This window comes from Halosimplex halophilum (assembly GCF_004698125.1).
GTDB lineage: Archaea > Halobacteriota > Halobacteria > Halobacteriales > Haloarculaceae > Halosimplex > Halosimplex halophilum.
This window is the reverse complement of record NZ_ML214298.1, coordinates 636,572-655,393: the sequence shown is the minus strand read 5'-3', so window position 1 is coordinate 655,393 and position 18,822 is coordinate 636,572. Positions and strand designations below refer to the sequence as shown.

The following is an 18,822-nucleotide window of genomic DNA, read 5'->3' as shown; positions in this document are numbered from 1 at the left end:
CGCCCGCGCCCCACCGACGGCCATGGCCTACCACCAGATCGACCCCGACGACCTGACGGCGACGCCCGACTACCCCTGCGACCGCCGCGGGGTCTCCGATGCGGCGGAACTCGCGGCGCTACACCTTGCGACCTACGAGATGGAACCCGGCGAGCAACTCCCCAGGGTCTACCACTACCACGACCGCCGCGAGGAGGCGTTCTACGTGATTTCGGGACCGCTCCACGTCGAGACACCGGACGGGGAGTTCGTCGTGGAGGACGGCGAGGTGTTCGTCGCCGAGCCGGAGAGCCCCCACCGCGCGTACAACCCCGCGGACGCCGACGAGTCCGTGCGAGTGCTGGGGACCGGCGCGCCGAAGTCGGACATCGCCCACCCCTACGAGCCCGAGGACGAGGAGTGAGCGGACGGGCCGGGCGAGCGGTACGACCGCGACCGCCCGCTCAGCCGACGAGCAGCACGTAGAGGACCAGCAGGAGGACGAGGAGGCCGACCAGCAGGGCGCCGGGCATCCGGGGGAAGCCGTCGCGGGCCATCGTCGTGCGGGGGTCGGGATCGTCTGTCATATCCGTGATAGGCGCTCGCGGCGAATAAGGATGTCGAGGGTCGAGCGTCGCCGGTGCGGTCGGGGCGGTCGACCGCCCGCGCGGACCGGGTACCCTTTTGGCCCCGCCGGCCGCAGGTCCGGCCATGACGGACAAACACGAGATCCGCCGGCGGATCGTCGACAGCGGCGTGACGGCGGTCCTGCGGGGCATCGACGAGGACGACATCGTACCGGTCGCCGAGGCGGTCCACGAGGGCGGGGTCACCGCGCTGGAGGTGACTGCCGACGCGAAACGCTGCAGCGAGATGATCGCGGACGTGGACCGCGCGATGGCAGACACCGACGCCATCGTCGGCGCGGGGACGGTCATGGACGCCGCGGCCGCGCGCAACGTCATCGAGGCCGGCGCGGAGTTCGTCCTCGCGCCCAACCTCAACGAGGACGTGATCGACGTCTGTAATCGCGAGGGCGTCGTCTGCATCCCCGGCGTGATGACGCCGACCGAGGCGGCCGAGGCGATGGAGGCCGGCGCGGACGTGCTGAAGATGTTCCCCGCCTCGACCGTGGGGCCGGGCCACATCGGCGCGCTCCAGGGCCCGCTGGGCGACGTGCCGATCATGCCGACCGGCGGCGTCTCGACGGACAACGTCGCCGACTACTTCGAGGCCGGCGCGGTCGCGGTCGGCGCGGGGTCGGCGCTGGTCGACTACGACGCCATCGAACGCGAGGACTGGGACGGCGTCCGCGAGTCGGCGGCGGCGTTCGTCGAGGCCGTCGAGGACGCGCGGTCGTAGCGGTCGGCGCGCGGTCGGACCGGAACCGACGGGTTCGCGCGGGTCGGCGCACGGCCCGGGTCGCCAGCGCTAAGAGGGGCGAGCGACCACGACGACGCATGGGAGACCGGTCGCTCGACGACTTTCTGGACGGCGGCGACGGGGACGGCACCGACGGGCCGTCCGACCGGCCCACGGCGGCGGCCGACGACGGACCGGCCGGGACCGGCGCGGACGACTCGGACGGCGCGGCCGAGACGGGCGGCCCCGACGAGTCGACCGACGCGACCGAACCGAGCGATTCGGACGGGGAGATGGCCCCGGAGAGAGACGGCGACGACGACAGCGGCGGGAGCGACGCAGAAACGGCCGTGACCGCCGAGGCCGGCGAGGCCGACGAGGACGGCGGTGAGACAGCGGACGGCGTCCGCGTCGACCCGCCGACCGTCGACCCGGCCGAGTCGACCTACGCCTGGAGCCGCGACGGCGGGACCTGCGCGGCCTGCGGCGAGACGGTCGACCGGCGGTGGCGGAGCGACGAGGGGCTTGTCTGTCCGGACTGCAAGGAGTGGTAGCTCGCCGGGGTGCCGCGTCACCGGGCGGCGGTCGGACCACGGCCGGCCCGCCGTCGGGAACTACCGACTGGCGGACGCCGACAGTGTCCGCTCGAACGACGCGACCGACGCGAGGTGTCGCTCGATCCGTTCGATCCCCTCGTTCGGTTCCACCAGTTTCCGGTCGGCGTCGAACGTGACGAGGCCGGCGTCCACCAGTTTCGGGACGTGACAGTGATACAGCGATGTCTTGATCCGGGCGACGGTCTCGTCGGACGGCCCGGTCGCGATGTCGTCGTTGTGTTCCACGACTGCCTCGGCGAGCGCGTCGAGCGTCTCCGGCTGCCCGCGGTCCGCGAGGACGGCGAGAACGATCCGGCGGTCTCTGTCCCGACAGAGGTCGATGACTGTGTCCGCGTCGAGGTTGGTCCCAACCATTGCCTCCCCGTAGCCGTCCGAGACGGGTCACTCCCACTTTTGGGTACACAACGCCTTTATCAGGGATCGGGCGGCTGTCTCCCATCGAGCGTCGTTCCGAGTATCGCCTCGATCCCGCGGCGGAGACGGGACGCGACCGCCTGCTGTGTGACCCCGAGTTCGTCGCCGAGGTCTTCCATGGTTACCGCCCGCGGCGTGTCGAAGTACCCCCGCTCGTACGCGAGGACCAGTACCTCCCGTTGTTTGTCGGTGAGCGCGGTCTCGACGTCGGAATCGATGGGAGTGAGCGCGTGCAACCCGGTGAGCGTGATCGGCACGTCCAGTTCCCTGCAGCGGTCCTGAAACGCCGCGATATCCCGGCGGTCGTCGCCGCGAACGTCGAACGTCCACTGTTCGCTGGTGCCGACGGCCTCGATGAGCGGGACGCTCGTCTCGACCAGCGCGCTCAGCACGCCGTCGTATTCGGTCGCCCACTCGACGCGCAGGAGCCGCTGGTCCGCGACGGCGTCGACCTGGCGGATGTCCGCCACGCCGGGGTGGTCGCGGAACGCGCCTTCGATGTCGTCGACGTCGGTCCCCCGGACCCAGAAGTAGGGGACGACGACGTCCCGGGACGGGATGATCCGCTCGAGTTCGACCGTGACTCCCGGCAGCTCCGCGAACACGCTACCCAGGGGGAACTGGTCGGACGGGACCGTGAACGTCGCCTCGGTGGCCATCACTCGAGTATGGTCCCTCCGCGGGAAAGGGGTGATGCCTGGCGACTGGGCCGAAGCGGGGGCGCCCAGCCGGGGAGCGACGGCGGCGAGCGGTCGTCCCGGTGCGGTCGGTGTCCCGCTCGACCTCGTGTGGGGCTCGGCAGGCGCGCTCCGCGTGCCGCGGGCCGTCGCCCCGGGGAGACGGCCAGCAAAGTTACCTGTCTCCGGCCATAAGGCACGATACCGAACGCCCTGTGGGAGTTCGTCCCACGCCGCCCGTGGGAGAGCGTCCCACGCCACCGGTCGCCGTCGGCGCCGCGGACCGCGCCGCGGCGGGTCGGAGCCGTAGCCACCAATGACAGACACAGACACCCCAGTCTCCGGTCGCCAGGAGAGCACGGTCGAAGACGTAGACGACGCGCAGGCGGTGGTCTCGCGGGTCGTCGACAACGTCGAACAGGTGATCGTCGGCCACCACAACGAGGTCGAGCACATCCTCACCGCCCTGCTCGGCCGCGGGCACATCCTGCTGGAGGACGTGCCCGGCGTCGGCAAGACGATGCTCGCCCGCGCGGTCTCGCGGTCGTTCGACGGCTCGTTCAAGCGGGTCCAGTTCACGCCCGACCTGCTCCCCTCGGACGTGACCGGCGTCAACGTCTACAACCAGGAGACCGAGACCTTCGAGTTCCGCCCCGGTCCCGTCTTCGCCAACGTCGTCCTCGGCGACGAGATCAACCGCGCGCCGCCGAAGACCCAGTCGGCGCTGCTGGAGGCCATGGAGGAAGACCAGGTCACCGTCGACGGGGAGACCCACAGCCTGCCCCACCCCTTCACCGTCATCGCGACCCAGAACACCGTCGAGCGCGACCGCACCTACGAGCTGCCGATGGCCGAGCTCGACCGGTTCATGAAGAAGCTGCAGCTGGGCTACCCCGGCCGCGACGAGGAGACGGAGATGCTGGACCGGATGGTCGGCCACCACCCCATCGAGGAGCTGGGGTCGGTGGCGACGCTGGACGACCTGCGCCGGGCCCGCGAGACGGCCGCGAACGTCACCGTCGAGGAGAGCGTCCGCGCGTACGTGACGCGGCTGTCGCAGTTCACCCGCCGCCACGCCGAACTCGGGGTCAGTCCCCGCGGCGGGCTGGCGGTCCTGCGCGCCGCGCAGGGCCGGGCGATCCTGGCGGGCCGGGACTACGTCATCCCCGACGACGTGCAGACGGAGGCCGAGGTCGTCTTCCCGCACCGCATCCGGACGAGTACGGACGAGACGACGCCGCGGGCCGTCGTCGAGAACGCGCTCGAATCAGTCCGCGTCGAGTGATGCAGCTGACACGCAGAGGCTACGGCGTCCTGGGGGTGGTCGTCCTCGCGGAGGTGCTGGCGCTCACCTACGGCGCCCGCGCGCTCAACGCTATCGCCGCGCCCGCCGTCCTCGCGCTGGTCGCCTCGACGGTCCAGCTGTGGCGCACGCCGGCGCCGACGGTCGACCGCGACCACGTCCCAGCCGCCTTCCCCGGCGACACCCGCGAGGTGAGCGTCGCGGTCGACGGCGGCGGCGTCGCCGAGATCGAGGAGACCGTCCCCGACGGGCTGACCGCCGAGGGCGCCAGCGCCGAGGCGTCGCTGCCGACGACGCTCACCTACACGCTGACCTGCGTCGAGCGGGGCCGCCACAGGCTCGGTCCGCTGGAGATCCGCGTCCGCGACATGCTGGGGCTGGTCGAGCGGACCACCCGGTCGGGGGCGGAGACGCGCGTGCTCGTCTACCCGCCGGTCTACCAGGTCGCCGGGCGGGAGGTCGTCCTGCAACACGTCCTCGAACGCTCCGAGATCGAGCGCCAGGAGTTCGACTCCGTCCGCGAGTACGCGCCGGGCGACCCGCTGCGGGACGTCCACTGGAAGTCCACCGCCAAGTCCCCCGACGAGATCTACGTGACGCAGTTCGCCGACAACCGCGTCGAGGACGACGACCTCACGATCGCGGCGACGGGGCAGGCGGGGAGTGTCGACGAGATGGCGGCCGCCGCCGCCAGCGTGGCCGTCATGGCGCTGGACGCGGGGCTGGCCGTCGAGCTGCGGCTGCCCGACGCCCACGTCCGGCTGGGCCGCGGCGAGGGCCACCGCCAGCGGCTGCTGGCCGCGCTCGCGGAGACGGACACCGACTTCACCTCGCCGTTCCAGTCGTACGTGCTCGACGACGACGTCCTCGCCGACGCCGACGTGGTGGTCCGGGCCACCGGCGACGGCGTCTCGATCACCTTCGGCGCCGACGAGCGCGACTTCGAGGAGATCACGGTCAGTCGCGAGAACCCGCTGACCACGCGGGGGGTCGAGTCGTGAGCGTCGGGACGCGCGCGGCCGACGCCGCGTTCGACTTCGACGAGGTCGACCCCGTCAGAGCGGTCGCGCTCGGCGGGGTGGGGCTGCTGGTCGCGGCCTACGGCTCCGTCTTCTACCGCTTCATCGACGTGACGGGCGACCCGACGGGCTTTCTCGTCCTGTCGGCGCTGGCGCTGGGAGCGGCGACGGCGCTGTCGCGGTCGCTGCGGCTGCGCTGGGCGGCGGTCGTCGCCGTCGGCCTGCTGGCCGGCGGGCTGACGCTGTACATCTTCAGCCTGCCGCGCCAGCCGCCGCTGGTCCCGCTGGTCACCGACGCCATCGCGCTGATGACCGGGCGGTCGCTGCTGCAGGTGACCAACGTCGACCTGTGGGTGCTCGGCGTCTCGCCCGGTCCCCTGTTCCTGACGTGGTATCTCGCCATGCGGCGCCGCTACGTCGGGAGCGTCGTCGCCGGCGGGGCGACGCTCGGATTTCTCGTGTTGACCGGCGACGCCGCGAACGTGACGACGCTGCTGGGCGTCGTCGGCGGGATCGTCGCCGTCGCCGTCGGCGACATGGACCGCCGGGGGGACTCCCTGAAGGCGGCCGAGCCGCTGGCGGTCCTGCTGGCGGCGCTGATCGTCCTCTCGGCGGTCGCGCCGGTCGTCCCGGCCGGCCCCTCGCGGACCGCCGACACGTGGTCGAGCTTCCAGACCGGCGGTCCCGGCGCCGGCGGTACCGTCGAGGCGAACCTCGTGCGGGCCGACAGCCAGCTGGGGGTCGCCGGCAACCTCTCGCTGTCGCCGGAGGTGCGGTTCCGCGTCGAGAGCGACGCCGAGTCCTACTGGCGGATCGGCAGCTACGACCGCTACACCGGCGACGGCTGGGTCCGCACCGGGAGCAGCCACTCCTACAGCGGGCGCCTGCAGGGGCCGGCCGGCCAGAGCCGGACGGTCCGCCAGACCGTCACCGCCATCGACGAGATCGGGGTCCTGCCGGCGGTCTGGAAGCCCGTGGAGGTCGACGGCAGCGTCGCCGACCGGACGCGCGTGACCGACCTCGACGGGCTGGCGCTGGACGGCACGCTGGAGCGCGGGGAGCGCTACAGCGTCACCAGCCGCGTCCCCGTCGCGAGCGCCCGCGACCTGCGGTCGGCCGGGACGGACTACCCCTCGGCGGTCGCCGAGCGGTACACGCGGCTGCCGTCGAGCACGCCCGACCGCGTCGGCGAGCGCACCGCCCGGATCACCGCCCGCGCGGACAACCCCTACGCGACCGCCCGCGTCGTCGAGCGGTGGCTGGAGAACAACAAGAACTACTCGCTGGACGTGGACCGGCCCCGCGGCAACGTCGCCGACGAGTTCCTCTTCGAGATGGACGCCGGCTACTGCACGTACTTCGCGACGACGATGGTGACGATGCTGCGGAGCCAGGACATCCCGGCGCGGATGGCCGTCGGCTACACGCCCGGCGAGCGCGTCGCCGAGGACGAGTGGGTCGTCCGCGGCTACAACGCCCACGCGTGGGTCGAGGTGTTCTTCCCCGAGGTGGGCTGGGTGCGCTTCGACCCGACGCCGACCGGCCCCCGGGTGAGCGCCGAACAGGGCGAACTCGCGGCGGCCCGCGAGAACAACCGGACCGACGTGGACACGAACGAGACCGGTGACGGCGAGTGGACGCCGACCCCGACGGACACGCCCGCGCCGCTGACGCCCCGCGCCGAGCAACCCGCCCAGGAGGCCCCCGGCGAGGTCACCGTCCCCGACCGGATCACTCGCCCCGGCGGCGGTCCCTCCGGGAACGTGAACGTCTCGGGTCCGACCATCACGTCCCCGCCGACCAATCCCCCCGGCGGCGGCGGTCAGGCCGACGACGCCGGGGACGGCGACGACGGGGCGGCCGGACCGTTCGGCGGTCGGCCGCCCACCCGCGCGGAGGCGGCGCTGTCGGTCATCGTCCTGGTCGGCGCGGTCGTCGCGCTCCGGCGGACGGGCGTCACCGGCCGGGCCTACCGGGCGGTGTGGCTGCGCTACCAGCCGACGAGCGACCCCGAGACCGACGCCGAGCGGGCCTTCGAGCGCCTGGAGTACGTCCTCGCCGAGCGCCACCGCCCGCGCCGCCCCGAGGAGACGCCGCGGCAGTACCTCGCCGCCGTCGGCGCCGACGAGCGGGCCGCGCAGGTCGCGGCCATCCGCGAGCGCGCGAAGTACGCCGGCCGGGTCACCCGCGAGGAGGCCGACCGGGCGGTCGACATCGTCGACGAGATGGTCGGCTGGCGCGGCGCCTGAGCGTCCGGCGCGGCGCCCGAGTTCCGGCGCGGCGCCTGATCGTCCGGCGCGGCGTCCGGGGTTTCCGCGACGACGCGGCGCCCGCCGGACCGGCCGCCGGGGCGGCGACCGTGGGAAGTCCCGACAGTGTTTAATAGGTCGATTTCGTAGGCGGATGCGTAATGTCGGAAGTCTGCTCGCTGAACAAGGCGAGTACGCCGCACGACCTCAGTCACAGCCCGTCAACCACCGGAACCGAGCGCACGGGTCAGCATGTCTGAGGTCTGCTCCACGTGTGGGCTGCCCCAGGAGCTCTGCGTCTGCGAGGACGTCGCCAAGGACTCCCAGGAGATCAGCGTCCGCATCGACGAGCGCCGATACGGGAAGGAGGTAACGATCATCGAGGGATTCGACCCGAAGGACGTCGACATGGACAGCCTCTCGTCGGACCTCAAGTCGAAGTTCGCCTGCGGGGGGACCGTCGAGGACGGCGCCATCGAACTCCAGGGCAACCACACTGGACGCGTCGAGGACTTCCTTCGAGACAAGGGCTTCAACGTCGCCTGACCGCCCTCGTGGCCCCGTGAGCACCACGGGTAGCCCGTTTTGGCCCCTCCGAATCCGCCGTTTCTGCCGCCGAGCCGCTGGTCCGTCCGCGAGCGGCGAGCGTAGTCGACGGTGAACGCCTCGGCGCGCTCGCTAGCAGTCATCTCGACCGCAGCCGACAGCAAGTGCTGAAAGCCCTCGGCGCGCTCACACGTTCGCGCGGACGCCAGGGACCGCACAGCACGGCACCGCGACCGCACCGCAGACGGCCACGAGCCTCCCCAGCCGATTCGCGACACGCGAGTCGCGAATCCACCGTCGGAGCAAGCTCCGACGAGCCTTCGTTCACACAGTTCACGAAGACCTCGCGCGGTTCCATCGCGCGCATGAACGCGCGCGACAGCGCACGCCGACCGTACCGCTCACCGCGGCCGCGGCAGCCACCGCTCGCACTGAACGCCACTCCGCGAGGCAGTCCGTCGGTCAGCGCGCGGCGGCCGCGTCGAGGAGGGCGCCGCGGTTGTCGACGTACGTCGAGTAGTGGGCGCCGTCGCCGAGGTAGAGGTCGGCCTCGGGGAGCAGGTCGCCGAACGCCCGCGCCAGGTCCGGACCGACGGTCGCGTCCGCGCGGCCGTGCCAGAGGTCGACCGGGACCCGGCAGTCCCGGACGTCGAACCCCCAGTCGTTGCCGACGAGCGGCAGGTCGTGGGCCGGGCCGCGGGCGCCGTTGCGGAACGCCTCGGCGCCGTCGGCGAACAGCGTCTCGCCCGCCGGGCCGTCGAAGACCGCCCGGTCCTCGGGGGGCGAACCGGCCTTCAGCGCGGTGCGGAACTGCGGCCAGGCGTTCTCGGCCAGCCACGCCGAGGAGGCGAACGCCGCCTGGGAGAACCCCGGCACGAACCGCGTCGCCGACAGCACCGCCTCGTTGAACGGGTCCGCGCGGTCCCGCGTCTCGGGGGGCGTGACCGTGCTCACGAGCGCGACGCCGCGGACCCGGTCGGGGGCGGCGTGGGCGCAGGCCATCGCGTGGGGCCCGCCGCCGGAGAAGCCGACGACGCCGAAGCGGTCGACGCCCAGCGAGTCGGCCAGCGCGCACACGTCGGTCGGCCAGTCGAGCAGGCGCCGGTTGCGCTGGAACGCCGAGGCGCCGAACCCCGGGCGGTCCGGCGCGACCAGGCGGACCCCCCGCTCGCGAGCGGCCTCGTCGCACAGCGACCACATCAGCCGTGACCCGATGACGCCGTGGAAGGCGAAGACGGGCGTCCCCTCAGGGTCGCCGTACTCGGCGTAGGAGAGCGTCCGGCCGTCCGGCAACTCGATCGTCGACGGCTCCGTCATGTGTCTGTCAGTACGGCTCTGTACACAAACGGGTATCGCTCCGGCGTGCGGGTCGGTAGCCCGCGGCGGGGGCGGGGGGCAGCCGGTCACCACACTGAAGCGGACGGGAGCCGACACCCCGGGCATGGAAGTCGTCAACGTCACCGCCGACGCAGAGACGTTCACGAGCAACGCCTACCTCGCGCTCGGCGAGTCGCCGACGCTGGTCGACGCGGGCGCGATGCCCGGCGTCACCGACGCCATCGCCGAGCACACCGACGAACTGGACCGGGTGGTGCTCACCCACCAGCACGGCGACCACGTCTCGCAACTGGACGCCGTGCTCGACGCCTTCGGCGCCGACCTGTTCGCCTACGCCGACCACCCGCGGCGCACCGACGAACTCGCGGACGGCGACACCGTGCCCGTCGGCGACGAGACCTGCGAGGTGGTGTACACGCCGGGCCACGCCGACGACCACGTTTCGCTGATTTCGGAGAACTCCCTGTTCTCGGGCGACGTGGTCGTCCACGACGACGGCGCCTTCGACGACGGGAGCTTCGGCCGCACCGACATGGCCGGCCAGTCGCGCGAGCGGCTCATCGAGTCCATCGAGGACCTCCTGGCGCGGCTGCCCGACGGCGTCGAACACATGTACAGCGGCCACGGCGGCGTCTTCGAGGGCGACGTGCGAAGCGTCGTCGAGCGGGCGCTCGAACGCGCCCAACGGCGCGAACCGAAGTACCCCGACGAGTGACGGCGCGCGGAGAACCGATTCGAACCGACGGTGGCGACGCCACCCGAAGCGGTCGCGTCGCTGCGGCGACGAGAGAGCGGAGAGCGAAGGAGAGACCGATTCAGGCGTTGCGGCGCTCTTTGCTCTTGCGGCGGAGCTTCTTGTAGCCGCACTTCCGGCAGGACTGGGCCTCGACGGAGTTGCGGGCGTTGCAGCGCATGCAGATCTGCTTTTCGAGCTCGCGCCGTTCCGCGGGTTCGAACTTGGGCATACCCGCCCTACCTCGTCACCGCGTTTAAGCGTTGCCTCTCCGGGCCGGACGCGGGCCGAGGCGCCCGGCCCAGACTCCGACCCCGCCGGCCGGGTCCGCGACGCCCCCTGCCGGTTGAACCAGCGTTAACCGGCTCCCGTCCGAAGCCGCGGTATGAGCGACCTGTACGACCGGATCGCGGACCTGCCGCTGAGGGTCGAGGGATTCGAGCTGGGCCGCCACGAGATGGACACCTCCGCCGGGTTTACGCGCGTGACGACCGTGGTCGAACTGCACGGGCCCGACGGCGCGGTCGGGCGCGGCGAGGACGTGGCCTACGACACCGAGGACCACGACCACCTCCGCGACGCACACGACGCGGGCGACCTCGACTGGGACTTCGGCGGCGAGTACACCTTCGACGAGTTCTCGACGAGTCTGAACGGCGCGGACCTGTTCCCCGAGCCGCCCGAGCGGGAGGTCTCGCGCCACTACCGCCGGTGGGCCGTCGAGAGCGCGGCCCTCGACCTGGCGCTGCGGCAGGCGGACACCACCTTCGCCGCGGCGCTCGGCCGGGAGTACGACCCCGTCCGGTTCGTCGTCTCGACGCGGCTCGACACCGACGGGAGCCCCTCGGCCGACCGGATCCGCGAGTGGCTCGACATCGACCCCGACATGGAGTTCAAACTCGACCCGACCGCCGAGTGGACGCCCGAGCTGATGGACGACCTGGCGGCGACCGACCGCGTGCGGATCCTCGACCTGAAGAGCTACTACGAGGGGACCGACGTGGACACCGACGCCGACCCCGAGCGCTACCGGCGGGTCGCCGAGGCGTTCCCCGAGGCCGTCCTGGAGGACGCGAAGTTCACCGACGAGACCCGCGAGATCCTGAACGAGGTGGCCGACCGCCTCTCCTGGGACTACCCGATCGTCGACGTGGCGAGCGTCGAGGCCCTCCCCGTCGAGCCGGAGTGGCTCAATATCAAGCCCTCGCGGTTCGGGACCGTCGCCGACCTGCTGGAGACGGTCGAGTACTGTCTGGAACGGGACATCACGCTGTACGGCGGCGGCCAGTACGAGCTCGGCGTCGGCCGCGAACACCTCCACGCGGTCGCGTCGGCGTTCTACCCGGACTCGCCGAACGACATCGCGCCCAGCGCCTACCACAGCCCCGAACCGCACGCGGACGTGCCCGCGAGCCCGCTGGATCCGCCCGCCGACCCGGTCGGGCTGCGGTGGCAGCGGGACTGAGAACGGGAAGTCGCCGGAGCGACCGCTCTCGGGGCGCGACGCCGGTTACTCCGAGATACGCTCGACGCGGACGACCTCGGCCTCCACGTCCTCGGCGACGGCGCCCCAGCCGCCGACCGCGACCTCGCCCTCGTCGGTGTCGAGGACGATGGCGACCGTCCCGCCGAGGCGGTCGTAGGTGGGGTCGGCGACGGCCTCGTCGTCGGGGCCGAGGCGCACGTCCACCAGTTCGCCGCGCACCGCGACGGGGTCGCCGGTGTCGGTGTCGCGGCCGCGGACGCGGGCGGTGACCGCGGCGCCCTCCTGCCAGCAGACGGCGGCGTGGCGGACGAACTCCTCGATGCTGATGTAGGCGCTCTCGTCGCCGTCGGCGACGTGGAGGCGCTCGGCGGGGACCCACCCGCAGGTGAGAAACGACCAGTGGAACAGGAAGGTCAGCAGGTCGTCGCCGACCTGGACGCCGTACTCCTCGTCGGTGTGGACGTTCGGCGAGAGAAAGCCCTGCCGGCGGTCGACGACCGTGAGGAAGGAGCCGGGCGAGTGGGAGTGGCGAACCTCGGTGATGGGGCTGTCGGCGAGGCGCTCGGCGGAGACGTCGCTGTCGGCGACGGGCCCGTTGACGGAGGCGTGGACGACGACGCCGCGCTCGGCGGCGGCCTCCAAGGCGGGGCGGAGGTCGGCGAACTGCGCGGCGGTGCCGCCGAACTCGACGGACACCTCGGCGTCCTCGACGGCGGCGCGGGCGTTCTCGACGACCGTCCGCCGGCGCTTGACGACGCTGACGCGGTGTTCGCTTGGGTCCGGCCGCTCCCAGCGGTCCTCGATCTCGTCGGCGGCGTCGGCCAGCAGCTCCCCCGTCGAGCGCAGCTCGTCGAGCACGTCGCCGGGCTCGTCGGCGCGGGCGTGCAGGCGGTCGCCCTCGACGGTCTCGACGAACCCGCGGTCCTCCAGGGTCCGCACCACGTCGTACACCTGCGAGGTGGGCACGCCGGCCCGCTCGGCCACGTCGACGACCGGCGCCGTCCCCTGGTCGAGCAGCCCCAGGTACACGGCCGCCTGGTACTCCGTCAGCCCCGCGCGCTCCAGCGCCTCGCGGAGTCGATCCGTCTCCATGCCGGACCGTGCCCCCCGCCGGAGTAAAGCGTTGCCCTGGTCGTCCATGCCCGTCCCCTCGCAGTCTGGCGACCACCGGACTCGCGACTCCCCGGCCGCCGTCGAAACCGAGCGAATGCGTTCCGGACGATACATTTCGAGAGATATCATCCATCAGTGAAAAGTATTACAAGCGGTGCATTCGCTCGTGCTGACATGGTTGGGAAGCACCAACCGAGGGAAACGGGGTATCGACGGGGTCCGCACGCCGCGGAGGTGGGGCGATGACGGACGACGAGTCCACCGGAGCGACCGGGTCCGGCGAGAACGGGCAGGCCGAGGGATCGACCGAGGGAGCGTCGATCGACGGGCAATCCACGAGCGGCCAGTCCACGGGCGGTCAGTCGACTGACGGGCAGTCCGCGGGCGGACAGTCGACAGGCGGTCAGTCGACAGGCGGTCAGTCGACAGGCGGTCAGTCCGCGAACGGGACCTCCCCCGACGACGGGTCGGCCGGCGAGCAGTCCACCGGTGGCCAGTCCACTGGCGGGCAGTCCACTGGCGGGCAGTCGACGGGCGGCCAGTCCACCGGCGGTCGATCGACTGGCGGCCAGTCCGCCGGCGGGCAATCGTCCACCAGCCAGTCCACGGACGGGGAATCGTCCGGCGGGCAGAGCGGTGGTCAGACCGGCGGCCAGTCGCCCGGAGCGACGGGTGGCCAGTCGGCCGGTCAGACCGGCGGGCAGGCCAGTGGTCCGAGTGGTGGCCAGGCCAGTGGACAGACCGGCGGGCAGAGTAGCGGACGGGGCGGCGGGCGGTCCGCCGACGGCTCGACGGGCACGCAGCCGAGCGACGAGATCACCGGCCCGGCCGCGGGCGGGACGGACCTGGAGCCGAACGTCGCGGCGGCGATCGCCTACCTGTTCGCGCCGCTGACGGGTATCGTCATGCTACTGATCGAGGGCGACGACGACGACTTCGTGCGCTTCCACTCGATCCAGAGCATCGGCTTCGGCGCGGTCGCCATCGCCGCCTGGGTCGTCGTCGGCATCATCATGGGGATCCTCACGGCGATCCCGTACGTCGGCGAGATCTTCGCGCTGCTGGCGCTGCCGCTGAATGCCGTCGTCGGGCTCGGCGCGTTCGCCGCCTGGCTGTTGCTGGTCGTCAAGGCCTACCAGGGCGAGCGCTACGCGCTGCCCGTGATCGGCCCGTTCGCCGCCTCGAACTAGCGGTTCCCGGGCCGGTCGGTTCTCGACACCACGCCGCCGAGCGACGGCGCCGACCTACGCCTCCTCGTCGGCGAGGTAGTCGTCCTGCACGGCCAGTACTTCCGTCGAGTCGGCGCAGTCGGCGTACCGCCGGAGCGGCTCCTCGTTGAGTTCGAGGAACGTGTGGCCCCAGGAGAACCGGTCGAGGATCCGTTCGGCCTGCTCGCGCTCGCCGAGGATGCAGAGGGCGCCGGCGAACGCCTCGACGGTGTTCAGCCGGAAGGCGGTCCCGTAGTTGACGGGGTTGCCCGCGACGAGGAACGGCAGCGAGCGGTGGACCCCCTCCAGGTCGAACGCCTCGCGCTCGGCGGTCTCCCACGAGCAGTCGAGCGCGACGAGCCGGTCCCGCCGACTGCCCGTCCCCTCGCGGTCGGCGGGCGAGAGCGCCCGGTCGGCGAAGGGGTTGAGGACGACCCCCGGCGGCGTCGCCCGCGTCGAGCGGTGGAGCTCCGCCTCGTCGAACGTCGCGAGCCGGCGGGCCGAGCACTTCTCGGGGTCGTCGTCGCCCTCGTAGCGGACGTGTAGCTCCACGGGAACGGGTATCCCCCGGGGCGACAAAAGCCGCTCGGACCGACCGCTCACCGCGATCCGGCGTATACAGCGCGTGAAAACGCTGGGAAGGTCTAAATACGATAAATTCAGTGTGTGTACCAATGCTTTCGGAGGGTGCGGCGGCGCCGGCGGTCGAGCTGCCGGCCTACGTCGACGGCGAGCGGCGGCGGGTGGACCTGGGCGACTACCTCGGGGAGGGGATCGTCGTCCTCGCCTTTTACCCGGCGGATTTCAACCCCGCCTGTACGATGCAGGAGTCGGACCTGGGCGACCTCGACCTGTTCACGATGCAGAAGGACGTGTCCGTCTTCGGCGTCTCCCCGGACAGCACCTACAGCCACGAGGCGTTCGCCGACCGGTACGGGCTGCACGTCCCGCTGCTGAGCGACCGGGAAGGGCAGGCCGCGGAGGCCTACGGGGTGGCGACCGAAAACGGGGTCGGCGAGCGCCTCATCCGGCGGGCGGTCTTCGTCGTCGACCACCGCGGGACCGTCCAGTACGCGCAGGCGGCCGACGACCTCGAAGCGCCGCTCGACGTGGCGCCGGTCAAGGCGGCCGTCGGCGACATCGGCGGCGACGACACCGCCCTGGAGCGCTACCGGGTGGGCCACGACCACTACGCCGAGGGCCGCGAGGCGTTCCGGGCGGCGATGGCCGACTACGAGGACCGCGAGTGGATGGACGCCCGGAGCGGGTTCGAGGACGCCGAGCCGGCCTTCACCGCGGCGGCCGACCACTTCGATACGGCGGTGCGGTTCGCCGAGACGGCGGACTTCGAGACCGTCGTCGACCGGGCGGAGGAGAAGGCCGACACGCTGGCCCACGCGGCCAGCTGGCTGGCCGACTCCGCCGACGCGCTCGCGAGCGGCCGCGGCAAGCGGGGCGCGCAGTACCGCGAGGACGCCCAGCGGCTGCTCGACGCCGCGACGGACCTCCCGGAGCCGCCCGAATCCGGCGCCTTCCGGCTGACCGCCGACGGCGTGGCGCTCGGCGACTCCGTCGTCGTCGACCCCGACGACGAGGGGTACGACTGGCGGGCCGACGACGCCGGCGACGTGGACACCGGACTCGGCGTCGACGACGCCGACCTCGACGCCGCGGTGGCCGGCGACGCCGACGACTACGAGCGGAGCGACGAGCCCGACACCGTCGAGGGCGACCTGGAGATGGACCTCGACGCCGTCGACGCGGCCGACGCGGACGGCGAGGACGACCGAGCCGAGGAGTCGGGTGTCGAGGGCGACACCGTCGAGGGCGACCTGGAGATGGACCTCGACGCGGTGGAGGCCGCCGAGCAGGCCGACGACGCCGCGAGCGGCGAGTCGGACGGGTCGACCGACGGACCGTCGGGGGCGGGCGACTCCGACGCCGACTCGGTCTACCGCGGGGGGTCGACTGGCGGCCGGGAGACGCCGGCCGAACCCGACTCGGGAGCCGAACCGGGCGACGAGCAGACAGACGACGGGGAGCCGAACGAGGCCGGGGAAACGTCTATGGAGGAACTCGACCTGGCCGACCCGACCGAGGGTGACGGCGAGGACGAGGAGGAGGACGAACGGGCGAACTGGGACATCCCCGGACGCTGACGGACGGGACCGTCGTCCTCTTGTCGCGGCCCCGCCAACTGTCGGTATGACCGACCGTGCCGCCGAGCGCGCCCGTTCCTACTACCGCGCGCTCGACGAGGGCGACTACGACCGGCTGGCCGACCTGCTGGCCGAGGGGTTCGTCCACGACCGGCCGGATAGGACTATCGAGGGCCGCGAGCGCTTCGTCGCGTTCATGCGCGAGGAGCGGCCCCAGACGGACACCAGTCACCGCGTCGACGCCGTGTTCACCGACCGCGAGGGTGTCGCGGTGCAGGGACGCCTGTGTGCGGCCGACGGCGGGGAGATCACCGGTTTCGTGGACGTGTTCTCGGGAACCGGCGAGGAGATACGGCGCATCGACACGTACACGGACTGAGCGGAGCGAGCGGCCCCGGTGCCGAGACGCCGTCACGGCGGCCGTCCGCTCGGGCGGCGGACGCTGTCGGCCGCGAAGCCGGCGGCGAGCGACGCGAAGAACGCGGCGAACGCGAGCGCCACCAGCCCGCCCACCAGGACCGGGTCGTCGACGGTCCAGCGCCGGTTCACCAGCACCAGTCCCGGCCAGAGGGCGAGCCAGCACGCGACGCCAACCACCAGCAGGAACCGCCAGCCGACCGCCAGCGCCCGGCGGATCCCCCCGGAGACGTGTTCCTCGAACCACGGCCACCCTCCGTCGAGCCGCGTGGCCGCGAGGCCGAGGACGAGACCGAGTATCGGCGGCCCGAACCCGCCCCCCACGAGGAGCAACAGGACGGAGAGGCCGATCAGGACCGGGCCGCCGCGGTCGGTCCCGACGTACCGCACCGACCAGACGGCCAGGGCGACCGACACGACCACCGTCAGTACCCCGGAGAGGAGCATGTTCGGGACGACCGTCATCGCCGGTTCGCCGCCGAGGACCGCGTAGGCGGGAGCGTCCGGCCAGGACTGTATCACGAGACCGTCCGGTCGGACGTTCCCCTGCAGCATCGCCCCGACGCCGTGCTCGACGCCCGCGAGCGCCGCGATCACGCCGTACGTCGAAACGGAGACGTGCGCTGCGCGCGCCACGATCGCGCTTCCGACGGCAGTTCAGTGAATATGTTCCCTGCAAACGCCGCCCCGTCCGATCGCCGCCGCGCCCACCGCGAGCGCTCTCCGTAGCGCGCGGCCGACGAGCGCCGAGCAGTCCGGCTACTCCCGCGGGCTCACTCCTTCTCGCCGGCGCCGACGGCGCTCTCGCCGACCGGCTCGCGGCCGTCGATGACTTCTTGGCCGTCCATGTAGGGTCGCAGCGCCTCGGGGACGGTGACGGTGCCGTCGTCGTTCTGGTAGTACTCCAGGATGGCGACCATGACCCGCGGGACCGCGACGCCGCTCCCGTTGAGCGTGTGGAGGTACTCGGCCGACTCGTGGCGCTCGGGGCGGTAGCGCAGGCCGGCGCGCCGGGCCTGGAAGTCCTCGAAGTTCGAGACCGAGGAGACTTCCAGCCAGCGGCCGCCCACGTCGGGACCCTCGTCCATGTCGTCGCCCGGCGCCCACACCTCGATGTCGTACTTCTTGGCCTGCGTGAAGCCCATGTCGCCGGTGCACATGTCCAGCACGCGGTAGGGCAGGCCGAGCCGCTGGAGCACCTCCTCGGCCTCGCTGAGGAGCCCCTCCAGCCGCTCGTAGCTCTCGTCGGGGCGGACGAAGTTGACGAGTTCGACCTTGTTGAACTGGTGGACGCGGACGTACCCGCGCGTCTCGGTGCCGTGCTCGCCGGCCTCCCGCCGGAAGTTCGGGGAGAAGGCCTGGTGTTTCAGCGGGAGGTCGTCGTCCAGCAGGATCTCGTCGCGGTACATGTTGGTGACCGGCACCTCCGCGGTGGGGAGCAGCCACAGGTCGTCGTCGTCGTACTCGTCGTCCTGGCGGGCCTCGACGCGGTAGGCGTCCTCGGCGAACTTGGGGAGCTGGCCGGTCCCGCGCATCGACGCCGAGTTCACAGGTATGGGGGGCATCACCTCGACGTAGTCCTGCTCGCGGTGCACGTCGAGGAAGAAGTCGATCAGCGCCCGCTCCAGGCGCGCGCCGTCGCCCTTGACGAACTGGAAGCCGCCGCCCGAGACCTTCGCGCCGCGCTCGAAGTCCAGGATGTCGAGGTCCTCGCCCAGGTCGTAGTGGGGGGTCACCTCGTCGGGGTCGACCCGGAGGTCGTCGAACCCCTCGCGGTAGCGCTCGACGTTGTCGCTCTCGTCCTCGCCGGTCGGCACCGACTCGTGGGGCACGTTCGGGATTTCGAGCAGTCGTTCTTCGAGTTCGGCCTCCAGTTCGTCGGCGCGGTCCTCGACTTCCTGGAGTTCCGCCTTGAGTTGCTGGGAGCGCTCGATGGCCTCCTGGGCCTCTTCCTCCTTGCCCTCCTGTTTGAGTTCGCCGATCTGGCTGGAGACCTCGTTGCGCTCGTGGCGGAGGCTGTCGCCGCGGGCCTTCAGTTCGCGCCACTCCTCGTCGATCTCGAGGATCTCGTCCAGGTCGACGCCGGTGACGCCCTTGCGGTCGATGGCGTCCCGGACGGTCTCGGGGTTCTCCCGGACGAACTGCCTGCTTAGCATGGTCGCCGGTTCTCGACGGCCGACCGTAGGCGTGTCGGTCCCGTGC

At 72.1% G+C, this 18,822-nt stretch carries 21 protein-coding genes; 12 read left to right on the top strand and 9 right to left on the bottom strand.

Going from position 1 to position 18,822, the window contains the following annotated elements; genetic code table 11:
* The first annotated feature begins 22 nt into the window (after positions 1 to 22).
* Positions 23 to 403, top strand: a complete 381-nt coding sequence (locus E3328_RS14290; RefSeq protein ID WP_135365302.1) for a cupin domain-containing protein — start codon at positions 23 to 25, stop codon at positions 401 to 403.
* A 40-nt stretch (positions 404 to 443) separates the two neighbouring features.
* Here E3328_RS14290 and E3328_RS22745 read toward each other — a convergent pair whose 3' ends face one another.
* On the bottom strand, positions 444 to 566 hold the full coding sequence (locus tag E3328_RS22745; RefSeq protein WP_281275793.1) for a hypothetical protein: 123 nt from the start codon (positions 564 to 566) through the stop codon (positions 444 to 446).
* A 124-nt stretch (positions 567 to 690) separates the two neighbouring features.
* Between E3328_RS22745 and E3328_RS14285 the strand changes: the two genes are divergently transcribed.
* Positions 691 to 1,341 carry a bifunctional 4-hydroxy-2-oxoglutarate aldolase/2-dehydro-3-deoxy-phosphogluconate aldolase gene (locus E3328_RS14285; protein WP_135365301.1) on the top strand — a complete coding sequence of 217 codons (651 nt, stop codon included), beginning with the start codon at positions 691 to 693 and terminating at the stop codon, positions 1,339 to 1,341.
* A gap of 98 nt (positions 1,342 to 1,439) precedes the next feature.
* Positions 1,440 to 1,895 (top strand): DUF7573 domain-containing protein, encoded by a 456-nt coding sequence (locus tag E3328_RS14280; RefSeq protein ID WP_135365300.1) that lies wholly within the window; start codon positions 1,440 to 1,442, stop codon positions 1,893 to 1,895.
* Positions 1,896 to 1,955: 60 nt separating this feature from the next.
* Here E3328_RS14280 and E3328_RS14275 read toward each other — a convergent pair whose 3' ends face one another.
* Together E3328_RS14275 and E3328_RS14270 are read right to left on the bottom strand one after the other, a co-directional pair.
* Positions 1,956 to 2,312 carry a DUF7344 domain-containing protein gene (locus tag E3328_RS14275; protein WP_135365299.1) on the bottom strand — a complete coding sequence of 119 codons (357 nt, stop codon included), beginning with the start codon at positions 2,310 to 2,312 and terminating at the stop codon, positions 1,956 to 1,958.
* Positions 2,313 to 2,371: 59 nt separating this feature from the next.
* Positions 2,372 to 3,031, bottom strand: coding sequence for a helix-turn-helix domain-containing protein (locus E3328_RS14270; protein ID WP_135365298.1), 660 nt, complete (start codon positions 3,029 to 3,031; stop codon positions 2,372 to 2,374).
* A 334-nt stretch (positions 3,032 to 3,365) separates the two neighbouring features.
* Between E3328_RS14270 and E3328_RS14265 the strand changes: the two genes are divergently transcribed.
* From E3328_RS14265 to yciH, 4 genes are all read left to right on the top strand, one after another.
* A complete protein-coding gene (locus E3328_RS14265; RefSeq protein ID WP_135365297.1) occupies positions 3,366 to 4,334 on the top strand; it encodes an AAA family ATPase in 969 nt (322 codons plus the stop codon).
* A complete protein-coding gene (locus E3328_RS14260; protein WP_135365296.1) occupies positions 4,334 to 5,353 on the top strand; it encodes a DUF58 domain-containing protein in 1,020 nt (339 codons plus the stop codon). Before E3328_RS14265 ends, E3328_RS14260 begins: the two co-directional genes overlap by 1 nt.
* A complete protein-coding gene (locus E3328_RS14255; RefSeq protein WP_135365295.1) occupies positions 5,350 to 7,620 on the top strand; it encodes a transglutaminase TgpA family protein in 2,271 nt (756 codons plus the stop codon). Before E3328_RS14260 ends, E3328_RS14255 begins: the two co-directional genes overlap by 4 nt.
* Before the next feature lie 252 nt (positions 7,621 to 7,872).
* Positions 7,873 to 8,166 carry a stress response translation initiation inhibitor YciH gene (gene yciH, locus E3328_RS14250; protein WP_135365294.1) on the top strand — a complete coding sequence of 98 codons (294 nt, stop codon included), beginning with the start codon at positions 7,873 to 7,875 and terminating at the stop codon, positions 8,164 to 8,166.
* A 462-nt stretch (positions 8,167 to 8,628) separates the two neighbouring features.
* On the opposite strand, the gene E3328_RS14245 is transcribed toward yciH, so the two are convergent.
* Positions 8,629 to 9,483 carry an alpha/beta fold hydrolase gene (locus E3328_RS14245; RefSeq protein WP_135365293.1) on the bottom strand — a complete coding sequence of 285 codons (855 nt, stop codon included), beginning with the start codon at positions 9,481 to 9,483 and terminating at the stop codon, positions 8,629 to 8,631.
* Between the two features lie 124 nt (positions 9,484 to 9,607).
* Between E3328_RS14245 and E3328_RS14240 the strand changes: the two genes are divergently transcribed.
* Complete coding sequence (locus E3328_RS14240; protein ID WP_135365292.1) at positions 9,608 to 10,219, top strand: MBL fold metallo-hydrolase; 612 nt, start codon at positions 9,608 to 9,610, stop codon at positions 10,217 to 10,219.
* Between the two features lie 100 nt (positions 10,220 to 10,319).
* Here E3328_RS14240 and E3328_RS14235 read toward each other — a convergent pair whose 3' ends face one another.
* Positions 10,320 to 10,469: a 50S ribosomal protein L40e gene (locus E3328_RS14235; RefSeq protein WP_135365291.1), complete on the bottom strand. Its 150-nt coding sequence runs from the start codon at positions 10,467 to 10,469 to the stop codon at positions 10,320 to 10,322.
* Positions 10,470 to 10,622: 153 nt separating this feature from the next.
* On the opposite strand from E3328_RS14235, the gene E3328_RS14230 reads away from it, so the two are divergent.
* Complete coding sequence (locus E3328_RS14230) at positions 10,623 to 11,702, top strand: enolase-like domain-containing protein (protein ID WP_135365290.1); 1,080 nt, start codon at positions 10,623 to 10,625, stop codon at positions 11,700 to 11,702.
* Between the two features lie 45 nt (positions 11,703 to 11,747).
* On the opposite strand, the gene E3328_RS14225 is transcribed toward E3328_RS14230, so the two are convergent.
* Entirely contained in the window at positions 11,748 to 12,815 is a 1,068-nt protein-coding gene (locus E3328_RS14225; protein WP_167837408.1) for a TrmB family transcriptional regulator, read from the bottom strand.
* A 263-nt stretch (positions 12,816 to 13,078) separates the two neighbouring features.
* Here E3328_RS14225 and E3328_RS22065 point away from each other — a divergent pair, with 263 nt between their 5' ends.
* Positions 13,079 to 14,026, top strand: a complete 948-nt coding sequence (locus tag E3328_RS22065; protein ID WP_167837407.1) for a magnetosome magnetite crystal formation protein family — start codon at positions 13,079 to 13,081, stop codon at positions 14,024 to 14,026.
* Positions 14,027 to 14,080: 54 nt separating this feature from the next.
* On the opposite strand, the gene E3328_RS14210 is transcribed toward E3328_RS22065, so the two are convergent.
* On the bottom strand, positions 14,081 to 14,596 hold the full coding sequence (locus tag E3328_RS14210) for a DUF367 family protein (RefSeq protein WP_135365287.1): 516 nt from the start codon (positions 14,594 to 14,596) through the stop codon (positions 14,081 to 14,083).
* A gap of 122 nt (positions 14,597 to 14,718) precedes the next feature.
* Between E3328_RS14210 and E3328_RS14205 the strand changes: the two genes are divergently transcribed.
* Together E3328_RS14205 and E3328_RS14200 are read left to right on the top strand one after the other, a co-directional pair.
* Positions 14,719 to 16,203: a redoxin domain-containing protein gene (locus tag E3328_RS14205; RefSeq protein ID WP_135365286.1), complete on the top strand. Its 1,485-nt coding sequence runs from the start codon at positions 14,719 to 14,721 to the stop codon at positions 16,201 to 16,203.
* 46 nt (positions 16,204 to 16,249) lie between these two features.
* The gene (locus tag E3328_RS14200; protein WP_135365285.1) at positions 16,250 to 16,582 is read left to right on the top strand and encodes a nuclear transport factor 2 family protein; all 333 of its coding nucleotides are present in this window, start codon (positions 16,250 to 16,252) and stop codon (positions 16,580 to 16,582) included.
* Between the two features lie 32 nt (positions 16,583 to 16,614).
* Here the strand turns inward: E3328_RS14200 and E3328_RS14195 are convergent, their stop codons facing one another.
* Positions 16,615 to 17,256 carry a hypothetical protein gene (locus E3328_RS14195; protein ID WP_135365284.1) on the bottom strand — a complete coding sequence of 214 codons (642 nt, stop codon included), beginning with the start codon at positions 17,254 to 17,256 and terminating at the stop codon, positions 16,615 to 16,617.
* A gap of 137 nt (positions 17,257 to 17,393) precedes the next feature.
* Positions 17,394 to 18,776 carry a serine--tRNA ligase gene (gene serS, locus E3328_RS14190; RefSeq protein WP_135365283.1) on the bottom strand — a complete coding sequence of 461 codons (1,383 nt, stop codon included), beginning with the start codon at positions 18,774 to 18,776 and terminating at the stop codon, positions 17,394 to 17,396.
* Positions 18,777 to 18,822: the final 46 nt, after the last annotated feature.

What these genes read in the sequence shown, in the direction of transcription:
- E3328_RS14260 (WP_135365296.1), top strand. Translation starts at nt 4,334, where the DNA reads ATGCAGCTGACACGCAGAGGCTACGGCGTCCTGGGGGTGGTCGTCCTC.
- E3328_RS14270 (WP_135365298.1), bottom strand. Translation starts at nt 3,031, where the DNA reads ATGGCCACCGAGGCGACGTTCACGGTCCCGTCCGACCAGTTCCCCCTG.
- E3328_RS14245 (WP_135365293.1), bottom strand. Translation starts at nt 9,483, where the DNA reads ATGACGGAGCCGTCGACGATCGAGTTGCCGGACGGCCGGACGCTCTCC.
- E3328_RS14285 (WP_135365301.1), top strand. Translation starts at nt 691, where the DNA reads ATGACGGACAAACACGAGATCCGCCGGCGGATCGTCGACAGCGGCGTG.
- E3328_RS22065 (WP_167837407.1), top strand. Translation starts at nt 13,079, where the DNA reads ATGACGGACGACGAGTCCACCGGAGCGACCGGGTCCGGCGAGAACGGG.
- E3328_RS14235 (WP_135365291.1), bottom strand. Translation starts at nt 10,469, where the DNA reads ATGCCCAAGTTCGAACCCGCGGAACGGCGCGAGCTCGAAAAGCAGATC.
- E3328_RS14200 (WP_135365285.1), top strand. Translation starts at nt 16,250, where the DNA reads ATGACCGACCGTGCCGCCGAGCGCGCCCGTTCCTACTACCGCGCGCTC.
- serS (WP_135365283.1), bottom strand. Translation starts at nt 18,776, where the DNA reads ATGCTAAGCAGGCAGTTCGTCCGGGAGAACCCCGAGACCGTCCGGGAC.
- E3328_RS14290 (WP_135365302.1), top strand. Translation starts at nt 23, where the DNA reads ATGGCCTACCACCAGATCGACCCCGACGACCTGACGGCGACGCCCGAC.
- E3328_RS14240 (WP_135365292.1), top strand. Translation starts at nt 9,608, where the DNA reads ATGGAAGTCGTCAACGTCACCGCCGACGCAGAGACGTTCACGAGCAAC.
- E3328_RS14225 (WP_167837408.1), bottom strand. Translation starts at nt 12,815, where the DNA reads ATGGAGACGGATCGACTCCGCGAGGCGCTGGAGCGCGCGGGGCTGACG.
- E3328_RS22745 (WP_281275793.1), bottom strand. Translation starts at nt 566, where the DNA reads ATGACAGACGATCCCGACCCCCGCACGACGATGGCCCGCGACGGCTTC.
- E3328_RS14280 (WP_135365300.1), top strand. Translation starts at nt 1,440, where the DNA reads ATGGGAGACCGGTCGCTCGACGACTTTCTGGACGGCGGCGACGGGGAC.
- yciH (WP_135365294.1), top strand. Translation starts at nt 7,873, where the DNA reads ATGTCTGAGGTCTGCTCCACGTGTGGGCTGCCCCAGGAGCTCTGCGTC.
- E3328_RS14265 (WP_135365297.1), top strand. Translation starts at nt 3,366, where the DNA reads ATGACAGACACAGACACCCCAGTCTCCGGTCGCCAGGAGAGCACGGTC.
- E3328_RS14275 (WP_135365299.1), bottom strand. Translation starts at nt 2,312, where the DNA reads ATGGTTGGGACCAACCTCGACGCGGACACAGTCATCGACCTCTGTCGG.
- E3328_RS14205 (WP_135365286.1), top strand. Translation starts at nt 14,719, where the DNA reads ATGCTTTCGGAGGGTGCGGCGGCGCCGGCGGTCGAGCTGCCGGCCTAC.
- E3328_RS14230 (WP_135365290.1), top strand. Translation starts at nt 10,623, where the DNA reads ATGAGCGACCTGTACGACCGGATCGCGGACCTGCCGCTGAGGGTCGAG.